Raw genomic sequence first — 12,862 nt, forward strand, 5'->3', positions numbered from 1 at the left:
GCTTCAGGGAATAGTGGGATGACAGAACGGGAACTCCAGATGCCGACAGTGCACGTCAGGGCTTTGAGACCTGTGCACGAAAGGGGGAGGGACTGTGAAGGAAATGAGCGTCGACCGGATCGCGGTCGATCTTCGCGCCTGGGATCCGATCTCGCAGGCCGGGGTGGCGAGCCAATTGCGGTTGCGGCCCGAGGTCCGCCTGCTCGACCGAGATCCCGAGGCGGCGTCCGTCGTCGTGGCGGTCGTCGACGCGGTGGACGACGAGGTGCTCGGCATGCTGCGCCAGATCCACCGGGCGGGGAGCCCGCGCGGGGTGCTCGTGGTGACCCTCATCGACGAGAATCAGCTGGTCAAAGCGGCCGAATGCGGCTTCATCGGAGTGATCCGCCGCTCCGAGGCCTCGCCCGCGAAGCTCGTGGAGGTCATCGGCGCGGTCGCCCGCGGCGAGGGCTACGTCCCCGCGGACCTGCTGGGCGGGCTGCTGGTGCAGGTCGGGCGCTTCCAGGGCGACCGGACGAATGCGCACGGGCTGAATCTCAGCCGGCTCAACGAACGGGAGATCGAGGTGCTGCGGCTCGTCGCCGAGGGGTGCAGCACCGCGGATATCGCTCTGAAGCTCGCTTATTCCGACCGCACGATCAAGAACATTCTGCACTCGGTGATGACGCGGCTGAATCTCCGGACGCGCTCGCAGGCGGTCGCGTATGCGATGCGGCAGGGCCTGATCTGACGGACCGTTCGCCGGTGATCGTTTTTCCGCGGCCGACCCGGAAAAACGATCACCGGCGGGCGGAAAAGTCCGCCGGAAAGGATCACTGGCGCCCGAAGAACTCCACTTCCGCGATGGCCAGCCGGTGTCCGTCGGACGCGCCGTAGCTGGCGTCGGTGGTGATACGGACCCGGGTCACGTCGGACGCGTGGACGTCGAAGGTCTGCGGGCCCGCCTGGTCGTGCAGGGTGACCGTGTGCGCGGTCGGACGGCCCGCGGTGTCGTAGAAGGTGAGGGTGATCCGGGAGGGGCGGGCCTGCGTGAGGAAGGTGCCGTCGTCCGTGGAGCAGCCGGGGGTGACGATGACCGTCACGAGGTGCACGGCGTGCGGGAAGCCGGCCTCCACGTACTGCCCGGTGCCCGCGCCCGGGGTGGTCGGCGCCCAGTAGCGGTTGGCGTAGCCGTCGAAGGCCATGGCCGCCGGGTGCGCGGGGTCCGCAGTGGACGCGGTCGCGGTGTTCGGGTGCAGCGGGGCCGGCTTCGCCGAGTGGTCCCGGATGTTCGAGGCCAGGTCGGAGAGCTGGCCCCGGACCAGCCAGCCCACGAGCGCGAGCACCACGGCCACCGCGGGCCACACCGCGCGCGGGCGCAGCCTGCGCCGGGTGCGGGTGTGCGGGCGGTAGCCCGCGGCGACCGCGCGCTCCGGCCGCCGCAGCAGCCGCCGCCACCACGGCGGCGGCGCCTCGGGTACGGGCTCGGGCGCCGCCGGGGGCGGGGCCTGCGGGTCGAGCACCGCGCCGCACCGCGCGCACAGGTGCCGGTCCGCCGGGTTGGCGGTGCCGCAGCTCGGGCAGGGCCGGTCCGGCAGCCGCGCGGGCTCGGCGGCGGGCCGCTCCGCGCCGACGTCGAAGAAGCCGGTCACCGGCTGCGGCCGCTCCATCCGCTCCCCGGGCCGCCGCGCCGCGGCCGCGTCCGGCACGATGGGCCCGCTCCGCGGATCGGGCGGCGGCAACGGCACGGCGGTGGGCTGCCCCGCGAGCGTCCCGGCGCTGACCGGCCCCTCCGCGGAGGGCCGCGGCGCGACGGGCGCGACGGGCCCTGCGGGCGGGGGCGGCGGCACCGGTACGGGTGCGGGTGCCTGCGGCGGCGGGGGCGGTACGGGTGCCTGCGGCACCGGCGGCGGTACGGAAGGCGGCACCGGCGGCGGCACGGGCTCGTACGGGCGTGGCGCGGGGCCGAACCCCTGTGCGGGGCCCGGCGGTTGCGCGGGTGGGGGGCCGTATCCGTGCGGGGGCGGGGGCGGTTGCGTGGGGGGCGGCTCCTGAGGGGGCTCGGGGGGCGGGGCGGGGTCCCAGGCGAGGAAGGCCTGGCAGGCGGTGCAGAAGCGGGTGCCCGGCGGGTTGTCGTGGCGGCAGGTGGGACAAATCATGACGGCTCCCCGGCGGGGTCGAGGGGGAGGACCTCGATGCGGTACGTGACGTGCGCGGGCACTTCCGACGCGACGAGCTTGTCCAGCGCCGCCCGGTCGACCCGCGCGGGGTCGGCGACCCGCAGCCGTACCGTCACCCGGGCGCCGGGCGTGCCCGGCAGGGCGGTGCCGGGGCGCGGGGACCACGCGGTGCCGCCGTTCTCCCGGATCTCCGGCTCCGCGCCGGTCGCCCGGCGGACCGCCTGGACCAGGCCGCGCCGGGTCCCGCGGATGCGGTGCTGCCCGACGGCCGCGGCGATGACCTCGCGGCGCAGCGCCTCGGGGCGCTCCTGGTCCTGCTGGACGGCGGCCCACTGGCCCAGCCACAGCAGGAAGTCCGCGGGCGCGGTGCCGCTGCTCAGGTGGGCGGCGAGGTTGTCCAGGACGAGCAGGTCGGGGGCGACCACCTCGTCCAGCGCGGCCAGGAAGCGGTGCAGGAAGTCCTGCTCCTGGTAGACGGCCGGCAGTCGGTCGACGAGCGGGTGCGGGCTGGGCAGCCCGGGAATGGCCGAGCGCATGTCATCCCACCTGCACCTGGACGTCGTGGCTGTAGCTGAACACCAGCGAGTTCGGGGCGAGTTCGAGCCGGTCGACGGGATCGGTGCGCTCGCCGGTGTAGGGGTCGGCGGGGAAGAGCTTGACGTCCTCGACGAGTTCGACGCCCGGCACGCGCTGGAGCACCGCGAAGACCTCGCCGGAGTGGATCGGCCGCCCGAAGGGCCAGCCCTGGTCGTCGGGCCCTCCGGTGAGCGGGCTGAAGTGGTGGTAGAGCGCCGCGAGTGCGGCGTCCCGCAGCGGCCCGGTGGGTGTGCCCGGCACGGCCTGCACCCGCGCGGCCACCGTCATGCCCTGGTAGAAGGGCGGTTCGACGTTGAGCCGGGTGCCGACCGGGCAGCGGTCGTGCAGGTAGGAGGCGATCGAGGAGAGCATGTCGGTGGGCGGCTCCAGCTCGCGGAAGTCGATGCGGCCCTGCGCGTCGCCGCGCCCTGCCGGGACGACCAGCAGCCTTACCCCGCCCGCCGCTTCGGCCGGGTCCTCGCCGGAGGCGGCCGCGGACAGGCAGCGCACCCGGGCGACGCCCGGCGCGATCTCGCGGGCGAGCCGCTCGTAGTCCTCGGCGACGACCGCGCGGTGCAGCGTGCGCAGGGTGAGCGGCCCGCGCACCCGGGCGTTGGCGACGGTCTCGCCGTCGACCCCGCCGACCGCCGCCCGGCGGTTCTCGACCCGGGCGACGAAGGGTACGGAGCTGCGCAGGATCCGCAGCGCCCCGCGCGAGACGTTGCCGCGCCGCCCGCCGCCGGTGCGGTAGCCGCGGACCCGTACCGTCGCGTCCTTCGGCGGCACCGCACCGAACAGCCTTACCGAGCCGTCCGGTTGGTGCACGGCCGGGCCGAAGTCGACCCGCCCGGAGCCGGGGTCGAGGGTGAAGTGCCGGTCGGACCAGGTGGAATGGGCGAAGTCGTCGACCTGCTGCCAGCGCGCCCAGCCGTCGCCCTCGGCGACCTCGACGACGAAGGGCGCCCCGGTCGGCTCGACCGGCGGCCTGGCGATGTGGAAGGTCTGCCCGGGCAACCCCTCGGCCGCGCCCAGCACTTCCGCGGCGACGCTCTCGGCGTGCAGCGCCTCCACCGTCCCGCCGATCGTGAACGCGCCCGCCTGCCGTACGGTCGGCGGCGCCACGTACGTCGGCCGGCCCTTCCCGGCCGCGACCAGCCGGCAGCGCACCCAGCCCGCGGTCACCCCCGCGCGTACCGCGGCCGCGTGCCCCTCGGGGACGTGCAGCACGACCTCACCGGCCTTGTTGAAGCCGCCGGTGTCGTCCTTGTCGACCTCGCACGGCAGCCACTCGTCCCCGCACAGCGCCTCCCAGCGCAGCGGCGGATCGGTCGGGTCGACGCCCACGCCGTGTACCTGGCAGTCCAGCCGCAGCACCACCGCGCAGCCGGGCACCGCCGCCGACAGCCCGACGTACAGGCAGTCGCCGGGCTGCGGGGTGGCCCCGAAGCACGGCACGTCCCGGCCCAGCCGCAGCTCGGCGGTGCGGTCGGTGACCGCGCCGCCCGCCGTGCCCGTCGCCAGGTACGCCCGCTCGCACGGCACGACCGCGAGATCGCGGGCGGTGCTGAAGACCACCGCCTCCTCGGTCTCGGTGCGCACGGTCGCGACCTGGGTGCCCGCCGGGACGCGCACGGTGTCCGGCTGCGGCGCCGACAGCCAGAACGTGACGTCGGCGCGGGCGGCGGTCGGCGGGAAGAGCCGCACCCCGATGAGGTCGAGGAAGGCCAGGTAGTTCTTCTCCGGCACCCTGTTGAGCCGGTAGATGAGCTGGTCGACCATCGTGGCGAAGGCCTCGATGAGCGTCACGCCCGGGTCGGAGACGTTGTGGTCGCTCCATTCCGGGCAGCGCCGCTGCACCAACTGCTTGGCCTGGTCGACCAGTTGCTGGAAGGTGCGGTCGTCCAGGTTCGGGGCCGGCAGCGTCATGCGCCCTCCTGGTGCTGCGGGATCACGTAGAACGGGAAGACGAGGTTGCGCGGGTCGTTCGTGCCGCGCACGGAGTAGCCGATCTCCAGGTAGAGCACGCCCTTGTCGGCCTCGTCGAAGCGCACCGCCACCTCGGCGACGTCGATACGCGGCTCCCAGCGGTCGAGCGCGAGCCGTACCTCGTACGCGAGTTGGCCCGCGGTGCCCGCGTCGGCCGGGGCGAAGACGTAGTCGCCGAGCGCGCAGCCGAACTCGGGCCGCATCGGGCGCTCGCCCGGCGAGGTGGACAGGATCAGCCGGATCGACTCGGCGATCTCCCGGTCGTCGCGGACCAGCGCGATGCCGCCGGTCGCGTCGGTGTGCGGCGGGAAGGCCCAGCCCGCGCCGATGAACTCCTGCCCCATGGCTCAGCCTCCGATCAGCACGGTCGGGCAGCCCGCGACGACGGGCGAGCCGCATCCGGCGGTGTCGCCGACCCGGGCGGCGCGCCGCCCGCCGATGAGCACGGACGTGCTGCCCGGCCCCTGGACCGCGGACGGCGCGTGCAGCGGCGTCCCGCACGTGTGCGGGGTGCCGACGACCGCGGCGGCCTGCCCGCCGATCAGCACGGAGGCCACGCCGGGGCCGCTGATCACCCCGCCGTGCCCGGTCGCGTCGCCCACCCGGGCCGCTGCTCCCATCCGCCCCACACCCCCTGTGACGTCAGTTGATACGGACCATCGGCGCGGTCACCGACAGCGAGCCGCTGCTGCGGACTTCGGTGCGCTCGGTGCCGTCCACCGTCACCTGCCGGCCCTGCACCGAGACCGCCGCGTCCGTGGTGAGCGACACCGCGCCCGATCCGGCCTGGAGCGCCAGCCCCGAGCGCGCGGCGACCTCCACCACGTCCCCCGCGAGCCGCAACCGGCCTTTCCCCGCGTCGAGTTCGACGCCGTTGCCGGCCTTCACCGAGACCTGCGAGCCCGCCTCGATCGCGACCGAGCCGTCGCTGTGCACGGTGATCGCGGTCTGCTGCTTGTCGAGCGTCAGATGCGTCTTGCCGTCGCCGGTGACCAGCCGGACGCCCTGCGGGCCGCCCGCGGTGTCCAGCAGCTCCAGCTTGTTGCCCTCGCGGGAGGCCAGCGCCTTGCGGTTGACGGCGCCGCTGGTCGGGTCGACGGCATGGCCCTGGCCGCCCTGCGCCGCCGCCGGCTTGTCCTTGCCGTTGAACAACGCGCACAGCACGTACGGCGCGTCGAGCCGGCCCTGCTCGAAGCCGGCCAGCACCTCCTCGCCGACCTCGGGGATGAACGCCTCGCCGCCGCCCGTCCCGCCCGCCTGGCCGCAACGCGCCCAGTCGCTGGTGTAGTCGTCCGACAGCCACGGGAAGCGCACCTTGACCCGGCCCAGGCCCTGCGGGTCCTGGGTGTCGGTGACGGTCGCGTTGACCAGCCCGAAGCAGCGGCCGTCCCGCTCGGGGCCGCTCTCGCCGGACAGGCCGTAGAGCGAGCGGTCCTGGTCGCCGGTCACGCCGATCCACGTCTCGTAGCCGCTGGCCGGGTCGAAGACGTGCCGCACCGAGGTGACCGTGTAGCCGCCCTCGAAGGGCGCGCCGACCCCGGCGAGCGTCACCGTGCTGCCCGCGCGGATCTCCGGGTTGCCGCGCACCACCGCCTCCAGCTCCGCGAACGACCCCGCCACGCGGGCCGCGAGCGCTTTCGCGGCCTGGTCGACATGCGCCTGGTCGCCGTACGCGGTGTCGCTGACCAGCAGGCTCGCCGGGCCGAAGGGGCGCGTGACGTCCGCGGCGGTCACCCCGAGCCGCAGCGTGCCGGACGTCCCGGCGTCCGCGTGGCCCACCAGCGGCTGCTTGGTCTGCACGTCCCAGCCGCGCACCTCGACCTCGGTGACCTGCTCGGCCGCCGACACCGACGCCCGGCAGCGCAGCAGGTTGTCGCCCATCTCCAGCACCAGCGGGTCGCGCGCGGCCCGCGCGGTCACCGCGGGCGCCCCGCCCGCGCCGGGCGGCGCCGTCATGTTGAGCCTGCCGTCCTCGACGTAGACCTGCGCGCCCGCCTGGTCGGCGAGCATCCGCAGGAACGCCCAGTCGGTGACGTTCGGCTGCACGACGTGCTCCAGCACCGGCCCCGCGACGTCGATCGACCCCGGGCGCAGCCCCGCCCGCTGGGCGACCTGCGTGCAGATGTCGGACAGCGTCATGTTCTGGTAGCCCGCCACCCGGCGGCCGCGGAAGAGCCGGTAGGACTCGTCGGTGCCGCGCACCACCGTGAAGGTGCCGCCGTCGTCGATCTCCAGCTCCAGCGCCGTGACCGCGCCCGTCAGCAGCGGTTTCGCCGTCGGCGGCCCGCCCGCCGCCGCCCGCAGCCGCACCTGCGTGCCGATCGCGATACCCGCCTTCGCGAGCAGGACGCGGCCCGGGTCGCGGAAGCGCAGCAGGAAGGTGCCGGGCAGCGTGCGGCTGCCGTCCACGTACGCCTCGACGAGCGTGTCACCGAGGCCCGCGGGCAGCGGACGCCCGCCGAACTCCATCACCAGCGTCTTCGCGACGCCCTGATCGACCACGGGTCACACCCCGCCGCTGGTGTCGTACGCGCCGGGCCCGGACTGCCGCAACCGGTCGATCTCCTCGACCGCGGGCAGCAGCAGCTCCCGGCCGTGCGCGAGCCGGATCGGGTCGTCGATGCCGTTCGCCGCGGCGATCACCCGCCAGGCCGCCGGGTCCCCGTACTCCCGCCACGCCAGCACCGCGAGGGTGTCGCCGCTGCTCACCTTGTGCACGCGGTGCGGGTGCAGCGCGCCCGACGTCGGGTTCTGGCCCGGGGTGTCGCCGCTGATCTCCTCCATCGTGACCTGGCAGACGGCCCGGATCGGCACCCCGGAGGTCGTGAAGAGCGTGTAGTTGGCCTGCACCTGGCTGACGTAGCCGGGAAAGCCGGTCAGGCCGCCCCAGTGGAAGACCACCCACGGCGGCGACGCCCGCTTCTGCTGCCGTGTCTGCCCGGTCGGCACGCAGCACGAGAAGAGCTGCTCCACCGTCTTCACCACGCTGGTGTCGTGCGTGTCGCTGGCGTCCAGGAACATCTCGACGGTGAGCTTGCTGGGCTGCGGCCCCTGGTATTCGGGCGGGCCCGCGCTCTTGGCGCCCTTGGCGGGCGTACGGTTCCAGGTCGCCGCCTTGGTGAGGCTCAGCTCCTTGGGGTTGAACTGGAAGTCGATCCGCCCGCACGCCGGGCCCGGCGTGAGGCTGCCGCCCGGCGGCGGGGTGCGCAACTCCAGGTAGGCGTGCTCCAGTTTGGGGCGCGCGCCGCCCGCCGCCCCCGCCGCGGTGCCCGCGCCCGTCGCGCTGAACGCCACCGGACTGCTCATCGCGTCAGCTCCCCATCACATAGCCGTGGTGGGCGATCTCGATCGTCTCCACCGCGACCTTCGGCGACTCCGGACTGAACGACGGCCCGCTCCACCGCACCGGCACCACTTCCAACAGCCCCCACTGCGCCACGACATGGCCGTCCGCGGTGCGCGCCTCGATGTGCGCGGTGCGGCGCTTGATGCCGGTCGTCATGCTCGCGAACCACTTCGCGACCTTCTCGGTGTCGCGCGTCAGCGGCCGGGAGAGCTTGACGTTGGAGTAGCGCAGCCGGGTGGGCAGTTGCCACGACAGGCTGTTGTTGCCGCCCTCCTCGCGCGTCTCCAGCACGACCTCGCAGCCGAGCCCGTCGCAGGTGTTGAACGAGCCCAGCTCGATGCCGTCGACGGTCACGACGAAGCAGACGCTGACCGCGGGGTCGTCGGTGACCGACATGACGTCACTCCTTCTTCTGCCCGTAGGGCCTTGTCAGTGGCGGGTGTTGATGAGGAAGCCCGCGCGTTCGCGGTCGCGCCGCAGCTCGTCCTTGAGCAGGCGGCTCAGTCGTGGGAAGAGGGCGCGGACGAGGGCGTCGTCGACGTGCGGGGCGGCGCCGTCCTCCTTGTCCGGCTGCTGCGCGGGGTCGGCGGGCTTGCTGGTGGTCGTGGCCGCGGGGCCGCCCGGGTCGGGGGAGGAGTCCGCGGAGTCGGCGGCGTCGGACGCGGGGGTGAACTCCGGTTCTGCGGAGACGGGTTCGGGCGCGCGCTGCACGGCGAGGGCGGTGGGGGCGGTGGGCGGCGGTGGGGTGAAGACCACGGAGCCGTCCGCCGCGCGCTGGGCCACACCCGCCGCGATCGCGACCGAACCGGCGTCCGTCCAGGTCCGGTTGGCGGTGGGCCTGCGGGGCTCGGGGCGCGGCGGGGCCTTGTCGGCGGAGGTGGGGGCGCCGGGGGCGGTGGCGGAGGAGCGCTGGACGTAGGGGGCCGCGGGGACGGCGGGGCGGGGGGTGGACCGGCGTACGGGCTCGTCCGGCGACTCGGCGGCCCAGCGTGCGACCACGGGCTGCTCCGGGTCGGGCGCGGGCGTCGTGGTGGTGCCCGGGGCGTCGGTGCGGGCGAAGAGCGGGACGGGGCGCTCGCCGACCAGGCCCGTCAGGCGCTCGGGGGCGGGGGCGGGAGCGGGCGGCGGTGGGGAGTGCGGGAGGTCCGCAGGGAGGCGCTGCACCCCGACCAGGGCCAGGGGGTTGCCGGGAGCTTCGGGGGCCTCCGGGGCTTCGGGGGGCGCGGGGAGCAGGGGGTCGTCGCCGAGCAGCGGGCCGTCCGCGGGGGAGTCCGGCGGGGCCGCGGCCGCGGGGGGCGGGGTGGGCGCGGCGGCCGGGGTCCGCTGGGCGGTGAGCGGCTCGGGGGCCGCGGGCTCGGGGGTCACGGACGCGGGGGTGGAGCGGGCGGCGGGCCCGCGCGCCGTCGAGGGCAGCCCCGCGAGAGGCTCGCCGATGCCCAGGTGCTGGTGGGCGCGGACGCCGGGCTGCTCCGTGGTCCGCTGCACGGGCGCGGTGGCGGGCGGCGCGGTGGCGGGCGGCGGGAGGGGCGGGGGCGCGGGGCGGGTTTCGGTACGGGCCGCGCGCTGGGCGGTGGGCGGGGCCGGGTGCTCGGCGCCGTCGGTCGGTACGAGGGGCGGGGCGGGCAACTCCCGTACGGGGGAGGGCTCGTCCGCCGCGGGCCCGGTGTCCGGCGGGGTGAGCGGCCGTACGGTGACGGGCCCGGCCTCCTCGCCGGGCGCGGCCGCGGACGTCAACGGCCCGCCGTCCAGGACGCGTTGCAGCGCGACCGCCGGGTGCGTACCCGAACTCGGCGGCTCCCAGGAGCGCGTGCCCGGCTCGGGGGTTGCCGCCCGCGGCGGTTCGGGTGCGGCGGACGCGACGTCGTACAGCATCCCGGACGGCGCCTCGGGGCTCACGAGGTGACCGAGCGGGCGGGACAGCGAGACGTCCTGCCAGGTGCCGAGGGACGCGCGGAAGCCGCCGGGGTCGGTGACCAGGCCGAGGTCGCCCGTCGTGCGCTGGATCGGCGGCAGGTCCCGCCACGCCTCTCCGCCGCTCCCCCCGGCGGGCGCGGCCTCCGCGGGCCGCGCGTGCGGCCGGTCGCGGCGTCCGCCGCCGAGCCATGACAGCAGTCCCACCCCGTCCCCCTCCCTTCCGGCTCAGTGCCGATCGGCCGATCAGCCGCTGAGCTGCGCCGCGTGCCGGACGTACCGGAGCCGGTCGGCGTGCTCCAGATCGAGGATCTGGTCGAGCGGCCAGTGCAAGTGGTAGGCGAGGTACGCGACTTCCTCGTGGATGCGGTCGGCCGCGTACGTCACGATTCCCCCAGGCGACCACCGCCGCCGGACAGTTCCACCGCGAAGTCCTCCCGGCAGGCCGGGCAGGTGACGCGGGCGCGGGTGTGGCCCTCGGAGTTGATCCGCCGGTAGAAGTCCTGGAGGAAGGCCAGGTCCGAGGCGAAGAGATCCTCGACGACGCCCGGGTGGATGTCCTCGACCGTCCCGATCCGTACGACGACCCGGGAGATCAGCACCACCGACAGGTACGCCGAGTTCTCCCGCACCCGGTCGTCGCGCAGCGGCACCAGCTCGTCCCGGGCCGTCGCCAGCCGCATCACGCCCGAGCGGTGCACCGTGCCCGACTCGTCCACGTAGCCGCGCGGCAGCTCGAAGGCGAACTCCGTGCGCAGCCCGGCGCCTTGGCCCGTGTCCGGCGAAGCCGCAGCCGAAGCCGGGGCCGGAGCCGCGGCCGTGATCCGGCGCATCAGTCGAGTTCCACGCTCTCGTAGGTGATCGACAGCTTCTCGGTGAGGACCGAGGTGTCGCCCGCCTTGAGGGTGCTGATCTCCAGCGACTTGGGCCACGCGTTGATCAGCTTGTAGCGCTTGATCGGCAGGCCCTCGTAGTCGTAGACGATGATCGACCCGTTGCGCCGGGCGTTCGTCATCTTCCCGAACCGCGAGTCCTTGATCCACTTCTCGAAGCTGTTGTCCTCGGTGAGACCGCGGGTGACCGTGACCTCGCCCGCCTTGGGGCGGCCCGGCAGCTTCTTGATCGCGTACTTGCCGTCCGCGGTGTTCTGCTTCAGCTCGATGACGTCCTGCTCCATCTTCAGACCACTGACCTCGGTGATCCGCTTGATGAGGACGCTGTCGAACTCCAATCCGAACGAATGCCCGACAGAAGCGTCGAGTTCGGGCAGCGGCATGTCTCCGGCCTCCTGTGATCGCCTTCCGGCTGCTTCCGGCTACGGGACTTGGGGCGGTGTGCGCGTCGGGCCGGCGTCCTACTCGTCGACGGCGCCGGAACCGGCGGACATCTGCGCGAGCCGGAAGACGACGAACTCCGCCGGCTTCACCGGGGCCACCCCCACCTCGCACACGACCTGCCCCGCGTCGACGGCCTCCGGCGAGTTGGTCTCCGCGTCGCACTTGACGTAGAAGGCCTCGTCCGGCGTGAGGCCGAACAGCGCCCCCTTGCGCCACTCGTTGACCAGGAAGGCCGAGATCGTGCGGCGGATCTTCGCCCACAGCGCGTCGTCGTTCGGCTCGAACACCGCCCACTGGGTGCCGCCGAGGATCGACTCCTCCAGGTAGTTGAAGAGCCGGCGCACGTTCAGATACCGCCACGACGGATCCGACGAGAGCGTGCGCGCGCCCCACACCCGGATGCCGCGCCCCGGGAAGACCCGCACGCAGTTGACGCCCGCCGGGTTGAGCAGGTCGTGCTCGCCCTTCGTGATCTGCGTCTGGAGCGCGACCGCACCCCGTACGACCTCGTTCGCCGGGGCCTTGTGCACCCCGCGCGTCTCGTCGCTGCGGGCCCACACGCCCGCGATGTGACCGCTCGGCGGCACGAAGCCGTCCCGGCCCACCGACGGGTCGAAGACCTTGATCCAGGGGTAGTAGAGCGCCGCGTACTTCGAGTCGAACGCCGCCGTCCGCTCCCGCCACACCTTCACCTGCTGCGGGCTCAGCGCGGGCGGCGGATCCAGGATCGCCACCCGGTCGCCCATCAGCTCGCAGTGCGTGACAAGCGCCTGCTGCACCGAGATCAGCTGCTCGCCGTCGATCCTGCCCGCCTGGTACGCGCTCATCAGGTCCGGCGCGGCCACCATCGTGACCTCCTCGACCGCCTCCAGCCCCGCCACGCCCGTACGCTGCTCCGGGTCGCCGGTGTACGACGCCGCCGTCACCTCCAGCGGCCCCGGCGCGGCCGCCGGCACCGCCACCTGCTGCGCCTCCGGCCGCTGCGGCGCCGGCCCCTGCTGGCTCTCCGCGAGCGCGATGAACTGCGAGCGGGAGCGCACCTGCGTCGCCGCGTTGTCCTTGCTGCGCTTGGTGGTCAGCTTGGGGTACGTCTCCACGACCTCGCCGTCCCGCCGCACCACCAGCCCGAAGGTGTCCTGCGGCGGGTCCTCGCCCTCCGGCTCCGTGACCTCCACCGTGATCTGCCCGGTCACCTGCGGCAGCGCCCGCACCTCGTACGGCCCGACGCGCGCCGCCTCCCCGCCGGTCAGCTCGGCGGGCTCGTCCCGGTCGGCGGAGTCCGGCGCGCCGATACGGACGACGTAGCAGATGCCGCCCCCGTTCGCGAAGAAGCCGTAGACGGCGCCGGGCAGGTACGCTCCCTCGGCGAAGTCGCCGAACACGCTCTTGAACTGCGTCCAGTTGCTGATGGGCGTCGGTTCGTGCAACGGCCCCTTGCGAGCGAACCCGATGAACGCGGCAACCGCGGTCCCGACCCCCTCGATGGGCCTCGACCCGGACTCCACCTCTTCGACGTAGACGCCCGGGGACAGGTACGACGGCATGCC

At 74.4% G+C, this 12,862-nt stretch carries 14 protein-coding genes; 1 reads left to right on the plus strand and 13 read right to left on the minus strand.

The window, feature by feature from the left end; translation table 11 throughout:
• Positions 1 to 103: 103 nt before the first annotated feature.
• A complete protein-coding gene (locus tag ACH4SL_RS15280; protein WP_398446621.1) occupies positions 104 to 730 on the plus strand; it encodes a response regulator transcription factor in 627 nt (208 codons plus the stop codon).
• An 82-nt stretch (positions 731 to 812) separates the two neighbouring features.
• Here ACH4SL_RS15280 and ACH4SL_RS15285 read toward each other — a convergent pair whose 3' ends face one another.
• The 13 genes from ACH4SL_RS15285 to ACH4SL_RS15345 form a co-directional block, all read right to left on the minus strand.
• Positions 813 to 2,138, minus strand: coding sequence for an NADase-type glycan-binding domain-containing protein (locus tag ACH4SL_RS15285; protein WP_398445437.1), 1,326 nt, complete (start codon positions 2,136 to 2,138; stop codon positions 813 to 815).
• Positions 2,135 to 2,695 carry a phage tail protein gene (locus ACH4SL_RS15290; RefSeq protein ID WP_398445440.1) on the minus strand — a complete coding sequence of 187 codons (561 nt, stop codon included), beginning with the start codon at positions 2,693 to 2,695 and terminating at the stop codon, positions 2,135 to 2,137. Before ACH4SL_RS15290 ends, ACH4SL_RS15285 begins: the two co-directional genes overlap by 4 nt.
• Position 2,696: 1 nt before the next feature.
• On the minus strand, positions 2,697 to 4,661 hold the full coding sequence (locus tag ACH4SL_RS15295) for a putative baseplate assembly protein (protein WP_398445442.1): 1,965 nt from the start codon (positions 4,659 to 4,661) through the stop codon (positions 2,697 to 2,699).
• Positions 4,658 to 5,065, minus strand: coding sequence for a GPW/gp25 family protein (locus ACH4SL_RS15300; RefSeq protein WP_398192797.1), 408 nt, complete (start codon positions 5,063 to 5,065; stop codon positions 4,658 to 4,660). Before ACH4SL_RS15300 ends, ACH4SL_RS15295 begins: the two co-directional genes overlap by 4 nt.
• A 3-nt stretch (positions 5,066 to 5,068) precedes the next feature.
• A complete protein-coding gene (locus ACH4SL_RS15305) occupies positions 5,069 to 5,341 on the minus strand; it encodes a PAAR domain-containing protein (RefSeq protein WP_398445443.1) in 273 nt (90 codons plus the stop codon).
• A gap of 22 nt (positions 5,342 to 5,363) precedes the next feature.
• Positions 5,364 to 7,223 carry a VgrG-related protein gene (locus ACH4SL_RS15310; protein WP_398445444.1) on the minus strand — a complete coding sequence of 620 codons (1,860 nt, stop codon included), beginning with the start codon at positions 7,221 to 7,223 and terminating at the stop codon, positions 5,364 to 5,366.
• Between the two features lie 3 nt (positions 7,224 to 7,226).
• Positions 7,227 to 8,027 carry a peptidase M23 gene (locus ACH4SL_RS15315; RefSeq protein WP_398445446.1) on the minus strand — a complete coding sequence of 267 codons (801 nt, stop codon included), beginning with the start codon at positions 8,025 to 8,027 and terminating at the stop codon, positions 7,227 to 7,229.
• A 4-nt stretch (positions 8,028 to 8,031) separates the two neighbouring features.
• Positions 8,032 to 8,463 (minus strand): phage tail protein, encoded by a 432-nt coding sequence (locus tag ACH4SL_RS15320; RefSeq protein ID WP_031525793.1) that lies wholly within the window; start codon positions 8,461 to 8,463, stop codon positions 8,032 to 8,034.
• 33 nt (positions 8,464 to 8,496) lie between these two features.
• Entirely contained in the window at positions 8,497 to 10,185 is a 1,689-nt protein-coding gene (locus ACH4SL_RS15325) for a hypothetical protein (RefSeq protein WP_398445448.1), read from the minus strand.
• 39 nt (positions 10,186 to 10,224) lie between these two features.
• Positions 10,225 to 10,365 (minus strand): DUF6760 family protein, encoded by a 141-nt coding sequence (locus tag ACH4SL_RS15330; RefSeq protein ID WP_199923532.1) that lies wholly within the window; start codon positions 10,363 to 10,365, stop codon positions 10,225 to 10,227.
• Complete coding sequence (locus tag ACH4SL_RS15335) at positions 10,362 to 10,811, minus strand: hypothetical protein (protein ID WP_398445450.1); 450 nt, start codon at positions 10,809 to 10,811, stop codon at positions 10,362 to 10,364. Before ACH4SL_RS15335 ends, ACH4SL_RS15330 begins: the two co-directional genes overlap by 4 nt.
• Entirely contained in the window at positions 10,811 to 11,254 is a 444-nt protein-coding gene (locus ACH4SL_RS15340) for a phage tail protein (RefSeq protein WP_031525787.1), read from the minus strand. The genes ACH4SL_RS15335 and ACH4SL_RS15340 overlap by 1 nt, the downstream gene beginning before the upstream one ends.
• A 78-nt stretch (positions 11,255 to 11,332) precedes the next feature.
• Positions 11,333 to 12,859: a phage tail sheath family protein gene (locus ACH4SL_RS15345; RefSeq protein WP_398445453.1), complete on the minus strand. Its 1,527-nt coding sequence runs from the start codon at positions 12,857 to 12,859 to the stop codon at positions 11,333 to 11,335.
• Positions 12,860 to 12,862 lie beyond the last annotated feature (3 nt).

It is taken from the genome of Streptomyces sp. NPDC021020, from assembly GCF_044333285.1.
Classification (GTDB): Bacteria; Actinomycetota; Actinomycetes; order Streptomycetales; family Streptomycetaceae; genus Actinacidiphila.

Excerpts from the sequence above, each read along its gene's own strand:
- ACH4SL_RS15280 (WP_398446621.1), top strand. The coding sequence starts at position 104 with ATGAGCGTCGACCGGATCGCGGTCGATCTTCGCGCCTGGGATCCGATC.
- ACH4SL_RS15285 (WP_398445437.1), bottom strand. The coding sequence starts at position 2,138 with ATGATTTGTCCCACCTGCCGCCACGACAACCCGCCGGGCACCCGCTTC.
- ACH4SL_RS15290 (WP_398445440.1), bottom strand. The coding sequence starts at position 2,695 with ATGCGCTCGGCCATTCCCGGGCTGCCCAGCCCGCACCCGCTCGTCGAC.
- ACH4SL_RS15295 (WP_398445442.1), bottom strand. The coding sequence starts at position 4,661 with ATGACGCTGCCGGCCCCGAACCTGGACGACCGCACCTTCCAGCAACTG.
- ACH4SL_RS15300 (WP_398192797.1), bottom strand. The coding sequence starts at position 5,065 with ATGGGGCAGGAGTTCATCGGCGCGGGCTGGGCCTTCCCGCCGCACACC.
- ACH4SL_RS15305 (WP_398445443.1), bottom strand. The coding sequence starts at position 5,341 with ATGGGAGCAGCGGCCCGGGTGGGCGACGCGACCGGGCACGGCGGGGTG.
- ACH4SL_RS15315 (WP_398445446.1), bottom strand. The coding sequence starts at position 8,027 with ATGAGCAGTCCGGTGGCGTTCAGCGCGACGGGCGCGGGCACCGCGGCG.
- ACH4SL_RS15320 (WP_031525793.1), bottom strand. The coding sequence starts at position 8,463 with ATGTCGGTCACCGACGACCCCGCGGTCAGCGTCTGCTTCGTCGTGACC.
- ACH4SL_RS15335 (WP_398445450.1), bottom strand. The coding sequence starts at position 10,811 with ATGCGCCGGATCACGGCCGCGGCTCCGGCCCCGGCTTCGGCTGCGGCT.
- ACH4SL_RS15340 (WP_031525787.1), bottom strand. The coding sequence starts at position 11,254 with ATGCCGCTGCCCGAACTCGACGCTTCTGTCGGGCATTCGTTCGGATTG.
- ACH4SL_RS15345 (WP_398445453.1), bottom strand. The coding sequence starts at position 12,859 with ATGCCGTCGTACCTGTCCCCGGGCGTCTACGTCGAAGAGGTGGAGTCC.